The organism is Halomonas alkalisoli (assembly GCF_021412585.1).
GTDB lineage: Bacteria > Pseudomonadota > Gammaproteobacteria > Pseudomonadales > Halomonadaceae > Halomonas > Halomonas alkalisoli.
The window spans coordinates 1-17,906 of the sequence record NZ_JAKCMI010000037.1 but is presented as its reverse complement, the minus strand read 5'-3'; the positions used below and the strand labels follow the sequence as shown (position 1 = coordinate 17,906).

General features: G+C 61.8%; 13 protein-coding genes and 2 pseudogenes. 9 read left to right on the top strand and 6 right to left on the bottom strand.

Annotated features, from left to right (window positions below; genetic code table 11):
• The first annotated feature begins 210 nt into the window (after positions 1-210).
• Together LY622_RS16250 and LY622_RS16245 are read left to right on the top strand one after the other, a co-directional pair.
• A complete protein-coding gene (locus LY622_RS16250; protein WP_234291851.1) occupies positions 211-2,166 on the top strand; it encodes a methyl-accepting chemotaxis protein in 1,956 nt (651 codons plus the stop codon).
• Positions 2,167-2,531: 365 nt separating this feature from the next.
• Positions 2,532-3,866, top strand: coding sequence for an O-antigen ligase family protein (locus LY622_RS16245; RefSeq protein WP_234291850.1), 1,335 nt, complete (start codon positions 2,532-2,534; stop codon positions 3,864-3,866).
• Positions 3,867-3,869: 3 nt separating this feature from the next.
• On the opposite strand, the gene LY622_RS16240 is transcribed toward LY622_RS16245, so the two are convergent.
• The 4 genes from LY622_RS16240 to LY622_RS16225 are packed head-to-tail and all read right to left on the bottom strand — an operon-like array spanning position 3,870 to position 7,778.
• Entirely contained in the window at positions 3,870-5,993 is a 2,124-nt protein-coding gene (locus LY622_RS16240; protein WP_234291849.1) for a YjbH domain-containing protein, read from the bottom strand.
• Entirely contained in the window at positions 5,978-6,784 is an 807-nt protein-coding gene (locus LY622_RS16235; protein WP_234291848.1) for a capsule biosynthesis GfcC family protein, read from the bottom strand. Before LY622_RS16235 ends, LY622_RS16240 begins: the two co-directional genes overlap by 16 nt.
• Positions 6,784-7,428, bottom strand: coding sequence for a YjbF family lipoprotein (locus LY622_RS16230; RefSeq protein WP_234291847.1), 645 nt, complete (start codon positions 7,426-7,428; stop codon positions 6,784-6,786). Before LY622_RS16230 ends, LY622_RS16235 begins: the two co-directional genes overlap by 1 nt.
• A gap of 26 nt (positions 7,429-7,454) precedes the next feature.
• Positions 7,455-7,778 (bottom strand): hypothetical protein, encoded by a 324-nt coding sequence (locus tag LY622_RS16225; RefSeq protein ID WP_234291846.1) that lies wholly within the window; start codon positions 7,776-7,778, stop codon positions 7,455-7,457.
• A 428-nt stretch (positions 7,779-8,206) separates the two neighbouring features.
• Between LY622_RS16225 and LY622_RS16220 the strand changes: the two genes are divergently transcribed.
• From LY622_RS16220 to LY622_RS16190, 7 genes are read left to right on the top strand one after another with little or no spacing between them, the layout of a single operon-like run.
• Positions 8,207-9,334 (top strand): polysaccharide export protein, encoded by a 1,128-nt coding sequence (locus LY622_RS16220; protein ID WP_234291845.1) that lies wholly within the window; start codon positions 8,207-8,209, stop codon positions 9,332-9,334.
• Complete coding sequence (locus LY622_RS16215; RefSeq protein WP_234291844.1) at positions 9,334-9,771, top strand: low molecular weight protein-tyrosine-phosphatase; 438 nt, start codon at positions 9,334-9,336, stop codon at positions 9,769-9,771. Before LY622_RS16220 ends, LY622_RS16215 begins: the two co-directional genes overlap by 1 nt.
• 58 nt (positions 9,772-9,829) lie before the next feature.
• A complete protein-coding gene (locus LY622_RS16210; RefSeq protein ID WP_234291843.1) occupies positions 9,830-12,046 on the top strand; it encodes a polysaccharide biosynthesis tyrosine autokinase in 2,217 nt (738 codons plus the stop codon).
• Positions 12,047-12,068: 22 nt separating this feature from the next.
• Positions 12,069-13,358, top strand: a complete 1,290-nt coding sequence (locus LY622_RS16205) for a lipopolysaccharide biosynthesis protein (protein ID WP_234291842.1) — start codon at positions 12,069-12,071, stop codon at positions 13,356-13,358.
• 57 nt (positions 13,359-13,415) lie between these two features.
• A complete protein-coding gene (locus LY622_RS16200; protein WP_234291841.1) occupies positions 13,416-14,699 on the top strand; it encodes a UDP-N-acetylglucosamine 1-carboxyvinyltransferase in 1,284 nt (427 codons plus the stop codon).
• 5 nt (positions 14,700-14,704) lie between these two features.
• Entirely contained in the window at positions 14,705-15,709 is a 1,005-nt protein-coding gene (murB, locus tag LY622_RS16195) for a UDP-N-acetylmuramate dehydrogenase (protein ID WP_234291840.1), read from the top strand.
• Positions 15,706-16,731: a glycosyltransferase family 2 protein gene (locus LY622_RS16190; protein WP_234291839.1), complete on the top strand. Its 1,026-nt coding sequence runs from the start codon at positions 15,706-15,708 to the stop codon at positions 16,729-16,731. The genes murB and LY622_RS16190 overlap by 4 nt, the downstream gene beginning before the upstream one ends.
• 215 nt (positions 16,732-16,946) lie before the next feature.
• Here LY622_RS16190 and LY622_RS16185 read toward each other — a convergent pair.
• Positions 16,947-17,447, bottom strand: a pseudogene (locus LY622_RS16185) (integrase core domain-containing protein); the annotation flags it as partial.
• A 22-nt stretch (positions 17,448-17,469) separates the two neighbouring features.
• Positions 17,470-17,828 (bottom strand): annotated as a pseudogene (locus LY622_RS16180) (transposase); the annotation flags it as partial.
• Positions 17,829-17,906 lie beyond the last annotated feature (78 nt).

Here is a 17,906-nt window from a genome sequence, read left to right as displayed (position 1 = left end):
GTTTTCTTTGCCCTGTCCTTCTTACATCCGAAACATCTGATAAAGAAGTTTGACATTTGTCAAATTTCTTACTCCCTTGCTCTCAATCTTCACCTGCCCAGGCCGATAACGGGGGGAGGCAGGCAACATCTGCTTGCGTTGACAACAACGATAACCATGCCCTCACCGCTGGCCTGGTGCGCCAGAGTGGCTGATGGCAGGAGAGCAACGATGAATTCCATTACGCTGGCCCGTTTACCCGACGATGCCGAGGCTGAGCGTCCGGCTTCACAAGCTGTCGATTCGCCACAGCAGCAACGCTCACGGCTGGGCTTCAGCAGCCGCTTGACGCTGATGATCGTCTCGCTGGTACTGATCTCGGTGATGCTGGTGGCGGGGCTTGTCTATGCCCAGTATCGCCAGTCCTTCACGCAGGCGACGGTGGACCAGCTGCAGGGCACTGGCGAGATGATGGCCGGGTCCTTTACCCAGTGGCTGGGGGCGCGCCAGGACGAGGTCGGCTACGTGGCGGGTCTCGACCCGGTGCGCCAGGTGGAGATAGAGCCGATTCAGCACCTGCTGACGCGTCTGGCCGAGCAGAGCGGCTACTACGATACGCTGTTCTTCGTTGGCCAGGATGGCATCGGCGTGGCTGGCGTGAGCTATGACGGAGGAGCGGCGGTGTTGTCGAGCGACGATGCGCGTGCCTTCAACGTGGCCGACCGCGCCTGGTTCCGCGAGGCGATTCAGGGGCAGCCGATCTTCTCCCAGCCGCTGGTGTCGCGCGCTACGGGCAATCAGGTGAGCAACGTGGTGGCACCGGTCTTCGCCGACAACGACGATGTCGTGGGGGTGGTGCGTGCGGCGGTTCGTCTCGATGTATTGTTCGAGCGGATGGCCGAGATGTCCCTGGACGGCAGCTCTGACACCTACCTGCTGGGGGGCGACGGCATGCCGGTCACACCGGTGGCGGCGTTGGCGGGGGAGAGCCGTGAGCTTGCCACCCAGGCGGCAGTAGCCATCGGCACCGGCGAAAGCGGCGTGGGGCGCTATGCGGATGCCGCCGGAACCCCGGTGATCGGCAGCTATACCTATCTGCCCATGCTCGACTGGGGCCTCGTGGTGGAGGTCCCAGAGGCGGAGGCGCTGGCAGGGGTAACACGCCTGTTCTGGATACTAGTGGGCATCACAGCGCTCATCACCTCGATTGCCGTGCTGGTGAGCCTTGGCATGGTGCGCTCGGTGCTGAAGACGCTGGGCGGCGACCCGCAGCGGGCGGCGGAAGTGGTCAGAAGGGTGGTACAGGGCGATCTGACCATGCGGGTGCCGGTGAAGCGCGGCGATACCACCAGCCTGCTAGCCCACATGCACGAGATGCAACAGAACCTGCAGGCGATGATGGGCGATATCAGGCAGACGGCCGAGTCGGTCAGCGTGGCCAGCAGCGAGATCGCCCAGGGCAACGAGGACCTGGCCAGCCGTACCGAGCAGCAGTCCTCCTCGCTGGTCGAGACCGCATCCAGCCTCGAAGAGATGACCGCCACCGTCCGGCAGACGGCGGAATCGGCTACCCAGGCCCGCGAGTTGACCACCGAGCTGGATGACCAGACCCGCAATGCGAGTGGAGTGGGTCTGCAGGCGGCCGAGTCCATGGGCAGCATCAAGCAGGCCAACCGGCGCGTGGAAAGCATCGTCGAGGCCATCGATGGCATCGCCTTCCAGACCAATCTGCTGGCGCTGAATGCCTCGGTAGAGGCGGCCCGGGCAGGCGAGCACGGCCGCGGTTTCGCCGTGGTGGCCACCGAGGTGCGTCAGCTGGCCGGCCGCTGCTCGGCCGAGGCCAACAAGATCCGTGAGCTGGTCGATTCCAGCGTGGCCAGCGTGGACGAGGGCGAGCGCCTGGTGAATTCCGCTAGCCAGCAGCTATCCACCATTGCCGAAGGCGTGAAGCGGGTATCGAGTTTTATCAGCGAGATTGCCACGGCGGCCACCGAGCAGTCGTCGGGCATCGAGCAGATCAACATGGCGGTGAGCCAGCTCGACGAGGTGACCCAGCAGAACGCGGTGCTGGTTCAAGAAGGGACCGCTGCCAGCCACTCCCTGAACGACCAGGCACGCGAATTGGCCAGGCTGGTGCAGCGTTTCAAGATTGATGAGGACCAACGTCAAGCGGGCACTCGGAGCTAGTAAAAAGATCCTGATTACGCATAAGACTCAGCAGGCGCCTGATGGAGGCCTGCGCGTTGGCGGTGATCGTTGGTGTCGGCAACACCGCCGGGAGGCCTGCGGCCTCCAGTCGTGAGCTGAAGCTACTCCGACAGCGGCGTGGCAACGTTGGTGGAGAAAGCAGCTGTTGGAGCGCTCGGTTCGGTGCTCCGAGTCTGCATCGCGACTGGCGCCGTCAGGCGCCTCGGCGGAGGCTGAAAGGTTGGTTGTTGTCGCGAATACCGGCAACAGTGTTGGTGCTTATCGTGCTAGAAAATTGACACTGGCAGGGGCAGCGCTGCGAAGCGACAATACACTCCTTTGTCGCGCCATGGGCCCCGAAACGAATGACCACAAGCATGCAGCATCAGCAGCAAGCGTTATCGACCCGCGCTCATGCCCCGGAAGAGCAGGCTTGCTTTCAGGCATGGATGGTCAGGCTGGCCGGGGTCAGCGTATTCGCCTTCATCGCGCTGCTCTTGGTGGTGCCCTGGGCCTATGCGCTCTTTCCACTACTGGCCGCCGTCACGCTGCTTCCCGCAGCACTACTCTTCGCGTTGCGTTTTCGGGGTGCTGGCGCTATCGACCGTGACGATATCGTCATGCTGCTTGCACTACTCGGCTATGGCGGGCTGTGGTGCCTCGACGTGTGGCGCAGCGGCCAATGGCCCATCGGAGAGGGCAACCAGGGCATTCTGTTGCCCCTGTGGCCGGTGCTTGCTGCGGCACTTCTGCTGGCGCTCAGGGTTTTCTCGCCGGGGCCGCGTCTCCTGTGGCTGGCTGTCTCCTGTGGTGCCCTGGGGGCAGGAGGTATCGCAATCTTCGAACGGTTGGTGCTGGGCAAGTCGCGTGCCAGCAATGGTATGAACGCCATTCCCTTCGGCAACCTCTCCCTGCTGCTGGGCGGGCTCTCGCTGCTCGGCGCGGTATGGTGCTTGCGTACCGGCACCGTTCGGCGTCCCGCCATTCTTGCGCTGACCTTGCTGGCGGCCATGGCCGGCATGCTGGGGTCGCTGCTATCCGGCACCCGCGGCGGCTGGTTGGCCGCGCCGCTGCTGCTGCTGTTGGCGTATCGTGCGGCGCGCGATGTGCTGCCGGCTCGCCCCCTGCGCCTGGCGTCAGCCGCGCTCGTGCTGCTGCTGTTGGCGGTGGCGATGGCACCGCAGAGTGGAGTGAAGGACCGGGTAGCGCTCGCCTACAGCAACCTGGAGCAGTACTGGACGGGGGAGTCGCGGGGCACTTCGGTCGGGCTGCGCCTCGAAATGTGGCGGGCCGGCGGCATGATGTTTCTTGAGAAGCCACTGCTTGGTTGGGGAGAAGGCCAGGTTCAGGCGCAGCGCGATGTGCTGGTTGCCGAGGCCGGCCTCCACCGGGGCATCAGCCGACATGACCAGCTGCATAGCGACATGATCGATACCGCGGCCCGCCGCGGCCTGGTGGGGCTTGCGTTGTTGCTAGCCCTTTATGCTGTACCACTGGGCCTGTTCTGGCGCCGTTTTCACCACCCCCGGGTAGACCCTGGCATCCGGTTGCTCGCCGCTGCGGGCATCATGGTGCCGGTGGCTTTCATCGACTTCGGGCTGACCCAGTCGATGCTGCGCGACGTACGCGGCCTGAGCGGGTACCTGGGGCTTTGCGTGGTGTGCTGGGTGGTGCTGCGAAGGTGCGAAAAGCAACATTGAGCCTCACTCCCACACCCCATCGAACTGCTGCCAGTAATTCCCCAGGTTGCGCTCCTTGGTCAGGTCAAACAGCGAGTAGCGGCGGTTCAGGCGTGCGCCACCATCACGGGTGAGCGGTTGCCACGCGATGTCGGTCCGTTCGCGGCTCGAGCGCACGAAGAAGGCATCGAGGGGGATCGAGAGATACAGCGCCTTGTCGAAGCTGCCTTCGCCGAAGTCGTTGCCGGCGTCGGTGAAGGTCGCCCAGCCGCCCATGCGTACGCCGTTGTCGAACTCCCGTGAGACGTCGAAGGTGACCCCGTGATCCCCGGCCAGGTAGCGGCCCACGCTGACCTTGGCCAGCAGGTCTTCGAAGCCGGTGTCGACATAGGCGGTGAGGTGGCCGGTCCAGGCCTGGTAATCGCGTAGCTCGAAACGCTGGTCGAACTCGCGCTGGCGCACGCGGTTCACATCCAGGCCCAGTGCCCAGCGGCTGTTGAAGGGGTGGTAGAGCACTTCGCCACCCACCCCGGCGTACATCATTTCCAGCAGCCCACCGTAGCCCAGCAGGAACCAGTCGGGAGCCAACTGGGCTGTGCGGCTGTACTGCAGCTGGGTAATGCCCACATCGGTGCTTGAGAGGTAGTCGCCGATATAGGTTCTCACCCGCGGCAGCTCGGACCCGGCGATGTACTCATACTTGTCGAGGTTGTCGGCGAGGGTGGCGTCACCCCGCAGTGACAGCCAGCCGTTGGCATCCGTGTGCCAGTCCATATCGGCAAAGGCCGAGAGTCGAAAGAGGTAGCCATCCGGGCCGCCGAAGTTCTGCTCCAGGGCCGGGCCGAGATGGTAGTCGAAGCGCCGCGGCGCACCGCGATAGAGGGTCTCGCCCGCGGCGGTGTCCAGTTGGGCATGCACGTACACGCCCTGCAGGTGTTCGCTTGTCGCATCCGTCGAGGCCACTCCGGCCACGAAGGTGTCCCGCGGGTGCACGCTTTCGCGCAGCTCCAACCCCTGGGACTGCCAGCGATAGCGGAACTGGCTCACTTCCGGCGGCAGCTCGGCGTGCAGGATCCGCCCGGCGCGGCCCTCGCTGGTGGCCAGGTTGCGGTAGCGCAGCGGCTCGGCCGTTACCCTGATGGTGTCGCCACGGCGCTCGATGTCGGCGACCCGTATGCCGGCATTGGCTTCCATTGTGTTGGCCACGGCGTGCCAGTCGCCCTGCGCCGGGGCATCCAGCGGCATGGGTCGCGGGTCCTGCTTGACCTGGGAGAGCCCCGCCAGATTGGTGGAAACCGAGACCCCGGCCATGAAGGCATCGCCACGCTGCCAGCCGGCATGCAGGGAGAGGTTCTCGCCGAGCTGCAGCCGCGAGCCTAGGTTGATGCGCGACTCTTGCCGGATCGGCGCCCCGGCCGGCTCGTCACTGTAATCGTTGCCTTCATACTCCAACTGAAGCACCAGCGGCTGCCACGGGGTCTGGTACTCCAGGCCACCGAACAGGGCCGCCGGGCCGCGAAACAGCTGAGAGATCTCGAACTGGCCGCCGCCTTCGCCGAAATCGTCGGGACGCTCATCGAAGCGGCTGTCGAGCCAGCCCAGCGGGGAGCCGGCGTCGCCACTGGCACCCAGGTAGCCCCAACCGAGGCCCAGGGAGAGATCCACATCGCCGAAGCGCTTGCTGGCCACCAGGTACTCTGCGCCGAACAGGGTGGTGCCGCCGGCATCGCGCAGGCCCAGTGCCAGCTCGGGCAGGTAGGGGCCTTCCTGCATCAGGCGAAACTTGGCATCCAGCCCCTTGTCGAGATAGTTGCGCTCGCCGGCGATACGCTCGCCGAAGAGCCTGTCCTCGATTTCGACGTAGCGAAAGCCTGTCTCCAGCCACTGCGTGGGCTGAATGAACACCCCATAGCGCCGGTAGGGCGCGGTACGGCTGAAGCTGGCGGAAAAATGGCCCAGCGGCGCCATGCGCGCCGTGGGGGTCTGCATCAGGCCGACCCCGCCGAAATCGCTCTGGCCGCTGCCCAGCGCCATCGCCGAGGGGCTGCCCAGCAGCAGTACGGGAACAAGGCCGACGGCAAGCAGGTGCAGGCGGAAGCGGCGGCTAGTCAGTTGCCGGCCGGCGCAAGACATCATCGGGTAGGCCATAGAGTACAAGCGTCACCGGGTAGGCGGGTGGCAAGAAAACGCACCAGCAGCTGGTTGACCAGGCTGCCTTCCAGACTGCCGCCCAGGCCGTGGCGGGGTAGCAGCAGGACCAGCCGAGCGCCGGGGGGCAGCGGCAGCGATTCGCGATTCCAGCGAGCCACGCCCAGCGTGGTGGTGTCCCCCAGGGGCGAAAGCAGGGCGGCCTGGTCCAGCTCGTTTCGGCTGCCCGCAGGCAGCTGGGCGATGGCATCCGCCGTGGTCATGCCGGGCTGCCACGCCAGCCGGGTAACCCCGGAGGTACTCCACAGCTCGACCCAGTCGGGGGCCTCGCAGGTGCCCAGGTGCACCAGCCGCTGGGTGGGCAGGTTTCGCCGCAGCGAAGCGGCGAGCCAGGGCAGGTCGAGCCGCTCCGGTGAACGCGCCGCTGCGGTGGCCAACGGCTGAAGCGCCTGGTGCCACGCCTGCAACTGGTCCGCCTGGCGCTGTTGACCCACCAGCGTGAGGGTATCGCGCAGCGTGGTGATTTCGGCGAGCAGTTCGCGGTGAAGGGCATCCAGCGTGGCGGCATCGCTTGAGCGCAGGGCGAAGCTATAGGCCCAGTCGAGCGGTTCGGGCTGCTCGGCCTGCCACGTCAGCCACGCCTCGAGCAGGGTGCCCGGCATGGCGGCGGCGACCGGCGCTTCTCGCTGTGCGCTGGCCCCCGTGGGCCATAGCAAGAGCGTCAGCATCAGGGCGAGAACAGGGCGGCGAAGCCGCATGGCGCCCACTTTCACGGTCATCTTCACGGACATCATTCCCACCAGTGCCGGGCCACCTGCCAGCGAACGCGTGGCGCCCCGGGCCAGGGGTGTTCATCGACGGCCCACAGCGTGCGGTCGTGGGGATCGCGCCACAGCCTGGCGCGCTGGCTCGGGCCATGTTCCCACTGCAGGTGCTGCTGACACGGCTGCAGCAGGCGTTCCCCCAGCGGCAGCGCGGTCATCTCGGCCTCTTCGCACTCCAGCGTGCCCTGGGCCACGCCGCGCACCAGCTGGCCCTCGGCATTCTGCCAATGGCGTACCAGCTGGAAGCGGGCCGGAGTATCGAGTTGCCAGGGCGGCGCCGACTCGGGGTAATGGGTCGCCAGCAGGTCCTGTTCCAGCCCGCTGGTGGCGTACAGGCCCCCGGCATGCAGGGCGAGCATCGCGCCATCCGTCAGTGGCCAGTAGCTCTGTTCATTGGCCTGGGCGCCCATCACGGCCAACCCCTGCAGATTGCCCATACGCAGCGACAGCGAGGCATAGGGAACCTCGGCTGCCTGCGCGGCTACGTCGCCCTGCTGGGGCAGCACCGTTTGCAGGGAAGCACCAAGCGGGGTCAGGCCATCGCTGGCGCAGGCGGTCAGGCCGAAGGCGGCGCCACACAGCAGCAAGACCGCCCGAAGGCGGCCTTGCAACGGCTTTCGATATTGCACTAGCCCCATCAGAAGGTGCCGGTGGTTCCCGTGGTGCCAGAGCCACCATTACTGGAGCCGGAAGAAGCCACGGCAGCGCCAACGGCCACTGCACCGGCAATGGCGATACCCGTCAGCGCCGCGGCGGAAAGACCGGTTGCCGCTGCAATGCCCGCCAAGCCACCGCCTGCGGCGGCACCACCGGCGGCAGCGCCACCTGCCGCGGCCGGAGCGGCAGCCACAGAGGTCGAAGTGGAAGAACCGACTGCAGCGCCCGTTTGCTGAGCCGACGCCAGCGGAGAAAGTAGCATGCCGGCGATAGCCGCAACCGCAAGACCCTTGAACATCATCATTTTCTGAAACTCCCTGTGCACAGAAGTGTCGCCATCCGGCGACGCGTTACCTTTTGTATCATTCGAAAGACTGAGTCACGGAATATTACCGACGTAAGACAGCTAATGTATAGTATTCTTTGACAGATACGACTTTAGTCGTAAGCAATAAGCTATATATCTTGTAATCCATTCATCCAAAAGCAGAAAAAATGATGAGGGACATAGTTAAAGTGTAATTAGGTGTGTAGTATCGCCACGTTTCTTTACGCCTAAGTATTCCTGTCACCGCAAGGCGACGGCGCGTACCGGTCATCATTCATCGTCATGAGTCCCCTCGCCAGCAACGCCTTGCCGGCTGGGGGATTGTTTTTTTCCGGCCTCGGGGATGCGCCTGCAACCACCCCGGGGCGGTAGCGTGTCCGAACGAAACTCAAGGGGCTGGCTGAATGCATCACACCCGACTCACACGGTTTGTCCTGCTGGCCTGCGCTGGCCTGTTGGCCGGCTGTGCCTACGCCCCCGGCGGGCATATCGACTCCCGGGCCGAAAGCGCCCCGCTGGATGACCTGGTGGACATCCGCCCGATCACGCCCGGCCTGGTGCGGGCCCAGCAACCGGCACCGAGCAATGCCGACATGCGCCGCCTCAGCGATTCCCTGCTGGCCGAGGTGGAAGGCTACGACTACCGCATCGGCAAGGGTGACGTGCTCAGCATCATCGTCTACGACCACCCGCAACTGACCATTCCCGCCGGCGGCGAGCGCAGCGCGGCGGAAACCGGCAACGTGGTGCACAGCGACGGCACCCTCTACTACCCCTACGTGGGCCAACTCGAGGTCGTCGGCATGACGGTGAGGGAGGTGCGCGACATTATCGCGCGCCGCCTGGCAACCTATATCGCAGAGCCACAGGTGGAAGTTCGGCTGGCCTCTTTCCAGTCGCAGCAGGTGCTGGTCACCGGCGAGGTCAACCAGCCGGGGCACCAGGCGATTACCAACATACCGCTGACCATACTCGACGCCATCAGCCAGGCCGGTGGCCTCAACGATGAGGCCAGCTGGCACGAGGTGACGCTGAATCGCGATGGGGAGGAGTACCGTATCTCCCTGTACGACATGCTCTACCGGGGCGAGCTGCAGCAGAATCGCGTACTGCGCAGTGGCGATGTGCTGCACGTGCCAGACAACCTGGCGCAGCACGTATTCGTGATGGGGGAGGTGGGCGATACTCGCAGCCTGCCCATGGGCCGCTCGCGCCTCTCGCTGACCGACGCCCTGACCCGGGCCGGCGGCTTCAATGAAGGCAGCGCCGACGCCAGCGGCATCTTCGTGATACGCGAGGCACCGGCCGAAAGCGGCCAGCTGGCCACGGTGTACCAGCTCGATGCACGCAACGCCACGGCGATGATGCTGGGCACGCGCTTCCTGCTGGAACCCAATGACGTGGTCTATGTCACCACCACCCCGCTGGGCCGCTGGAACCGGGTCATCACTCAGATCCTGCCCAGCGTGACCGCGGTGTATCAGGTCACCCGCGCCACGCGCGACGTCCGCGACCTGCGAGACGACTTCTGATGTTTCAGCGCATTCTGTTGGTCTGTATCGGCAACATCTGCCGCAGCCCGGTGGCCGAGGCCATGCTGCGCACCCGGCTGCCCGAACGTGAATTCAGCTCCGCCGGCCTTGGTGCCCTGGTGGGGCGGGGAGCAGACCCCACCGCTCGCGCTCTGGCCGAAACCGAAGGCTTCGATGTCTCGCAGCACCAGGCCCGCCAGCTCACCCCGGCAATACTGCAGGGCGCCGACCTGATACTGGTCATGAGCGATGGCCAGCGCCGCGCCGTGGCCGACATCGAACCCGCGGCCATGGGCAAGACCATGCTGCTGGGGCGCTGGCTCGATGGCGGCAAGGGCCGCGAGATACCCGACCCCTACGGCAAGAGCCGCGAAGCCTTCGAACACGCCCACCAGCTGATCAAGGATGCCACCGAGGCCTGGACTGCCAAGCTATAAGTGCCCGCCCTACGAACCCGCGGCACCTACTCTTCACTTCTCGGAAACGCCACACACCATGTCTGAAGTTGCCCAGCCCACCGCACCGGCCCCCCAGGCGCCGGCCGACGACGAGATCGACCTGGGTCGCCTGTTCGGCCTGCTGCTCGATCACAAATGGTGGATCGTCGCGATCACCGCCCTGTTTACCGTGCTCGGCGTGGCCTACGCCTTGCTGGCCACGCCGATCTACCGCGCCGATGCGCTGGTACAGGTAGAGAACAAGGCCGGCTTCAGCAATCCCATGCAGGACGTGCGTGCCATGCTCGGTGAAGAAACCAAGCCCGATGCCGAGCTTGGTATTCTGCGCTCGCGCCTTGTGCTGGGCCGCGCCGTGGAACAGGAGCGCCTGGACGTTACCGTGACGCCGCGCCGCCTGCCGCTGGTGGGGGACTTTCTCGCCCGCCGTGGCGTGGAGCGCCCGGCCTTCGTCGATCAATACGCCTTCACCCGGCGCACCGCCTGGGCCGGGGAAACCCTGAACCTGGGCGAGCTGCACGTGGGCCCGAGCTTCCAGGGCCAGCCCTTTACCCTGCAGGTGCTGGACAGCCAGCGCTACCGCCTGAGCCTTGACGGTGAAGTGCTCGGCGAGAGCCGGGCAGGGGAGAACGCCAGTTTCCTTGATGGCCAGGTAACCCTGCGCGTGGCCGAACTGCTGGCCGCCCCCGGCGCCGAGTTCGTTCTGGTGCAGAGACCGCTGCTCGACGTGATCAACGACCTGCGCTCGCGCTTCAGCGTTAGCCAGCAGGGCCGCGACAGCGGCCTGTTCGATCTCTCGGTGAGCGACGCCGATCCCCAGCGTGCCCAGCGTACCCTTAACGCCATCAGCCAGGTGTACCTGACCCAGAACATCCAGCGCCAGAGCGCCGAGGCCGAGCAGAGCCTGGAATTCCTGGAGCAGCAGGCACCGGAACTGCGCGCCCAACTGCGCCAGGCCGAGGACAGCCTTAACGCCTTCCGCATGCAGCAGGACAGCGTCGATCTCTCGCTGGAAACCAAGGCGATACTCGACCGCATCGTCACCCTGGAAGGCCAGCTCAACGAGCTGGAGTTCTCCGAAGCCGAGGTGTCGCGACGCTTCACCCCGAGCCACCCCACCTACGCCGCGCTGAACGAGAAGAAGCAGCAGGTGCAGCGCGAGCGCGCGCAGCTCAATAGCCAGATCAACAACCTGCCGGAAACCCAGCAGCAGATGCTGCGGCTGACCCGCGACGTGGAGGTCACCCAGGAGATCTACGTTCAGCTGCTCAACAAGATGCAGGAGATGAACATCGCCCGGGCCAGCACCGTGGGTAACGTGCGCATACTCGACGGCGCCATGGTGCAGCGCCTGCCGGTGGAGCCCAAGAAGTCGCTGATCGTGATACTCGCCACCCTGCTGGGCGGCATGGTGGCCGTGGGCTTCGTGCTGGTGCGCGGCCTGCTCAACCGCGGCGTGGAATCGCCCGCGCAGATCGAAGAAATAGGCCTGCCGGTGTACGCCACCGTGCCGCTCTCCGAAGGGCAGCACAAGCTGACCGAGCGAGTGCGGCGGCGCAAGGAGCGCCAGGGCAAGGCCGTGGCCATGGCGCTGCTGGCCGAGCGCGCCCCGGCCGATACATCTATAGAAGCACTGCGCGGCCTGCGCACCAGCCTGCACTTCGCCATGATGGAGAGCAGCGACAACCGCATGGTGATTACCGGCCCCAGCCCCGGCATCGGCAAGAGCTTCGTTTCCATCAACCTGGCGGCCGTGTGCGCCCAGGCCGGCCAGCGCGTGCTGGTGATCGATGCCGACATGCGCAAGGGCCACATTCACTTCGCCTTCCAGGGCAGAAGCGAAGGCGGGCTCTCCGAACTGCTTTCCGGCAAGTCCAGCCTGGACGAGGTGCTGCGCTCCACCAGCCAGGAAGGGCTGAGCTACCTCTCGCGTGGCAGCGTACCCCCCAATCCCTCTGAGCTGCTGCTCACTCAGCGCTTCAGCCAGCTGATGGAAGAAGCCAGCCAGCGCTTCGACCTGGTCATCGTCGACACCCCACCGGTGCTCGCCGTGACCGACGCCGCCGTGGTCGCCAAGCAGTGCGGTACCACCCTGATGGTGGTGCGCTTCCAGAAAAACCCCATCAAGGAAATCGAGATCGCCCGCCGCCGGCTGGAAACCGCCGGGGTAGAGGTGCGGGGCTGCATCCTCAACGCCATAGAGCGCAAGGCCGCTACGGCGTATGGGTATGGCTATTACAACTATGCCTATAAGTGATGTCTTCCATAGGCCTTAAAAATTGAAAGCTCTTGCTGCTATAAAGAAGCGCTTACTATCTCCAAGCGCCGGCCATGATGTGTTTCGGAATATGGCTGTGCTGGCGTTGGGCACGGGCTCGGCCAAGCTGATCGGCCTGGCGGCCATCCCCATCCTCACGCGCCTCTACACGCCGGAACATTTCGGCGTGCTCTCTGTGTTCACTGCGCTAGTGATGATCCTGGCCCCGGTCGTAACCCTGCGCTATGTGATGGCGATCCCCTTGCCCAATAGTGACCGCCTGGCGATGAATCTGCTGTCGCTGTGCTTGGTATTGATCGTTGTAGGCACGGCCGGTCTGACGCTGCTGATCTGGGCGCTGGGGCCCTGGCTGTTGCCCCTCGTCTCGATGGAGGCACTGGAGCCGTACTGGTGGCTGATCGCTCTGGGAATACTGGGTACCAGCCTTTATGAGCTGCTGACGCTGTGGGCCACCCGCAAGAAGGCCTTCAAGCCCATGGCGCGTACCCAAGTCTGGCAGGTGACGTTGGGTTCTGTGGTGAAGATCGGACTGGGTCTTCTGGCGGTCAAGCCGCTGGGGCTTCTGATTGGGCAAGTGGTACAGCAGGGCGGTGGCGTGGTCTCGCTGACCCGGTACTTTCTCGACAGCTTCCGCCAGCACTCGCGAGCCGTCAGCTGGCCGCGCATGCGTTTCCTGTCCCTGCGCTATCTCGATCTGCCCAAGTATCGGTTGCCCTCTCAGTTTCTGATGGTGTTCGCCACCCAGGCGCCTCTGCTATTCTCAGCGGCACTTTTCGGTGCCGAGACGACCGGGCAGTTGGGGCTGGCGTTGATGGCTCTGGGTTTGCCTATCCAACTATTTGGTCATACCACCGGCAAGGCCTACTTCGCGGAAATCTCTCAACTCGGCAAGCAGCAACCGGAAAAGATTCGCCGGTTGACGGTTACCGTAATCAAGCGACTGTTTCTGCTCAGCCTCGCACCCTGCGTGGTGCTGTTGATGGGCGGGCCTCTGCTATTCACCCTGGCATTCGGCGAGCAGTGGCAGCAGGCGGGGGTATTCGCCAGCATCTTGTCGGTCTACTTGCTGTTCCAGTTCATTTCCTCACCGCTGGTCAATGCCCTGACGGTCTTCGATAAACAGAAGCTGTTTCTGTCGATCAACCTGATCAGAACCGTGATCATTGCCGCTGTCTTTGCCGCGGCGTACCACATGAGCCTTTCGGCTTCCGTGACCATCGCGGCGTATAGCATCTGTCTGGCGCTGCATTACCTGTTCACGCTCTACGTCGTCTATTCCAACATTCGCTGATCGTGCCTCTCAATCAGATTGCTGACCATCCAGACAATTGCCTCAAAGGGACTTCACATGCCTCAAGACATGCTGGTCAAAGGAAAACAGGTGCCCAAGGGCAAGGTCGTGGTAAGCGGCGCCAAGAACTCCGCTACTCGCTTGCTGGCCGCCGCGCTGCTCACTGAAGAGCCGGTGAGGCTGCGCAACTTCCCCACCCAGCTGGTCGATGCCAGGGCGAAGATACGCTTCATCCAGGAGCTGGGGGCCCAGGTCGCTATCGATGATGTTGAAAGCACCGTCGAGATTGTGACCGCCTCACTCGATCATCACGCCATCCGCAGCTACGAACTGGGCATTCGCACTACCTACTTGCTGGCTGCCGGACAGTTGATCCGTAACGGCATCGCTCATGTGCCCTATCCAGGAGGGTGCAAGATCGGCTCCCGCGGTTATGACCTGCACATGATGGTGTGGCGCCAGCTCGGCTGTGCGGTCAAGGAGACCCAAGACTACCTAATCGTCGAGGGAAAGTTAGCGGGTGGGCAAATCGATTTTCCGATCTCGACCGTTGGCGGCACTGAAAACGCACTGATCTGCGCGGCGGTGGCCGAAGGTGATACCGAGATCCGCAATGCCTACGTCACCCCTGAAGTCGAAGACTTGATCGGAATGCTGCGCCAGATGGGGGCGCAGATCGAGTGCTACGGGAATAGCTTGATTCGTATACATGGCCGGGGTTCGCTGCTGCGCGGGGCTTCCTACCAGGTAATGCTCGATCGCATCGAGGCGTTAACCTGGATCGTCTACGGTGTGATGTCCGGCGGCGAGATTCTGGTGGAAGGCGTGCCTTTCGAGCATATGGACGTGCCCCTGCTGCACCTTCAAGAGGCAGGTATTGACCTTTACCGAAACTCCAGCGCCATCTATGTGACGCCCGACTGCGTTCACGGCCAAGGAATACAACCTTTCGAACTGGCCTGCGGTACCCACCCGGGGGTGATCTCCGACATGCAGTCCTTCTATACCCTGCTGGGTATGGAGGCCAACGGCAAGTCGCGGATCTTCGACTATCGCTACCCCGAGCGCATCGCCTACGCGGAGCAGTTGAACCGCTTCAGCCCCGGTGTGATCGAGGTGGAGCACGGCCGCATCACTACCCAGGGCGTTGCCCGCCTGCAAGGGTGCGAGGTTCAGTCTACCGACCTACGGGGCAGCATGGCGCTGGTGATGGCAGCCCTCTGCTCGGAAGGGGAAAGTGTGATCCGCGATGTGCAGATGGCACTACGCGGCTACAACGATCTGGTGGATAAGTTGCAGCAGCTTGGGGTCGAGGTCACGGTCACCGATAGAGTGGCGTAATAACGATGCGAGACTCAGCAAGGCTTTATCCACTCAGGCCGGTAACCCCTGCATTAATCGAGTACTTGGAGGCAATCTGCCCAAGTGGAGTGCACCTGAATGTCGACCTTTCCAAGCTGAGCCGCTGGAAGATCGGTGGGATCGCGGATTGCATCGTCAGACCGGCCAATACGGAGCAGCTTGCATCAACGATACGGCTGTTCAAAGCCCAAGACGTTCCCTATGTGGTTATCGGTGCGACCAGCAACCTGTTGTTTGCCGATGAGGGGTTGCGCGTACCCTGTATCCAGATCGGCTCTCGAATGTCCGACCTGTCGATCCAGGGAGACACTGTTTACGCAGAAGCTGGCGTCTGGGTACCCGGCCTAGCACGACGTATTATGCAAGCCGGCCTTACCGGTGCAGAGCATATCTGCGGCATCCCCGGCACGCTGGGTGGTTTGCTTTGTATGAACGGCGGGAGTCAGCGGAAGGGCATAGGTAGCTCGGTGGTTAGCATTGAAAGCGTTGATGCCATGGGCAAGATTCACTATCGCGATGCTGAGCAGTGCGAGTTTGCCTATCGTAGCTCTGTCTATCAGGCCAATCGCGAGATTATCACGGCAGCCAAGCTGCGTTTTCTACCTGATGAAAAAAAACTAATTCGCCAAAGTATGCTCAATATCTTGGCCGAGCGGAATAAAAAGTTTCCACGCAAGCTTCCCAATTGTGGTTCTGTTTTCAAAAGCAATCCGGCAATGTATGACGATATTGGCCCACCAGGCGCTGCCATTGAGCGCTTGGGTTTCAAAGGGCATCGCGTGGGAGGGGCGCTCGTTTCACCTATGCATGCGAATTTTATTGTTAATTCTGGGGAAGCCAGCGCAACGGATGTGCTGAAATTAATTAAACACATCAGTGCAGCCGTCGCTGGACATACCGGTCACTACATGCAAGCCGAGGCTCGCTTTGTTTCTCTTGAAGGTAATATCTTGCCCGTTGACCAGGTCTTGAATGGAGCTATGTTATGAGCCAATCAACTCCCCAAGTGGTTGTTGCCTGCGCCTGGTACAATCGTGCCGACTATATATGCGATACCGTAGATAGCCTATTGGCACAAGATTTTGATAATTTTGAAGTGGTTATCGTTAACGACGGTAGTACAGATCCAAGTGTACGAGAAGTCCTAGATAGCTATGATGACACCCGCTTACGTGTGATACATCAAGATAACACAGGTTTCGTAGGAGCAATTAGGCGTGCTATTTCGGAATCGTCTGCTCCCTATGTTGCTATTCAAGGTGCCGGCGATATATCGTACTCCTCAAGACTCCGAGTTCAGTACAATGCACTAAGGAAGGATGATAGCTTGGTTGCGGTAGCATGTTGTGTTTCCCAGAAAATTTATGGCGGACACAATCATGGTAAAATTGAGGAGAGGGGGGTTAAGAAAAATAGATTGGATCATGCAGATTTCTTGGATAAAACCCCTGTAACGCACGGGGAAGTGATGTTCAAAAGGAAAGTGTATGATCACGTGGGAGAGTACAGGCATTTTTTTAAGTTCGCACAAGATAAAGATCTATGGCTGAGAATGACCGAACATGGTTCGGTACTGATATTAGATGAGGTGTTATACGAGCGTCGTAGGTTTGTCGTAGATGGTGTGTCAACAGATATAGAGAAAAAAATATTGCAGCATCGCTTGGCTGATTTTGCAAGGCAGGCTGCAGTGCAGCGCAGTGCGTATGGAGTTGATATTGTTGATAAATATGGTTCTCAAAGTGGTTTGTTTTTCTCTCCTTCGAAGAATAGCGCTAAAGCATTAGCCAGAGCCTCAATAAAATATTTTCTCTCGCATGATATTAGGAGTGCTAATGTCTTGGTCAACTTGTCAATGGCTGACCAAGTTACTGCTATTGGCTTGGTTGCTTATGCAGCCATTAAGCTTTCTGAAAAGCATCCTTTCTTAATCGAAGTTGTTGCTAGGGTATTAAAACTTAGAGGGATAGAGATAAAAGATCATCTTTCTTCGCGCCCATTCATAGAATGAGGATGTCTTATATTTCTGTAGTGCATCGGTATGCCATCGTCATTCATGTGACGTATTTTTTAAACTAATGGGTGGGTATAGAAGATGGTTTATAGGTGTAGAGTTTTCCTTTTGCGATTGTTGGTTGCTAAAGCTTAATGCTGTTCATAAAATTAAACTTCAGGTTGTACAGTGATGGTATTCGCCTGACACATGCCCCCGTGGGCTCCCTATAGTTAAGCAGTGTTTTCTGCCGTTTTCCTGGGTTCCTTCTTCGTCGCCTTGGGGAGCCCTTTCTTGAAGACGGCATAGGGTGTCATCCCATTCATGTTGCGCCCTTGGTGCGGGCGTTTTGTGTTGTAGGTGGCCAGATAGTCGTCCAGGTCCTGCTGCATCTCTTCCAGGGCCTCGTACCACTTGGTGCGCCCCTGGATGCGGAAGTGCTCGTCCAGCAGGGTGCGGTGCAGCCGCTCGACGAATCCGTTGCTCTGAGGCCGTCGAACCTTAGTGGTGCGATGCTCAATTTCTTCGAGCTGAAGGAACAGCTCATACGGATGCTGGTCCTTACGGCCACAGAATTCTCGGCCATTGTCGCTGAGTACCGTGCTGACCTTGGTGTTATGAGCCTCGAAGAAGGGCAGGACGTCATTGTTGAGTACATGCACCGCCGTGATGGGAAGTTTGCTGGTATAGAGGCGGCCCCAGGCATAGCGGCTGAAGCAGTCGATCACGGACTGGGGGTGCGGCGCTGACAACCGACCTTGCCAGGCCCAGCAATCGGCAGGCACCTCGCTGGCTGAGCCAGCCGCCTGCCACCAGGTGCTTCACCGCACGCCGCTTCGCTTCGGGCGTCACCATTTTCCCGAGACAATCTCCTTGAGCGCAGCATTGTCGAGGGCGCTTTCCGCCAGGAGCTTCTTCAGCCGGGCGTTCTCGGTCTCCAGCTCGCGCAGGCGCTTGGCCTCCGAGACTTCCATGCCGCTGTACTTGGCCTTCCAGCGGTAGATGGTCTGCTCGGTCACGCCGTTCTACCGAGCCAGCTCGGCGATCGAGACGCCGCGCTCGTTGGCCTTGAGGATGCTGATGATCTGCTCTTCGGTATGTCGGTTACGCTTCATCGTGAGATCTCCTGCTATCAGAGTAAACGTAGCGGAAATCTCACATCGACGGTGGACCGGTTTCTGGGGGGAAGGTCA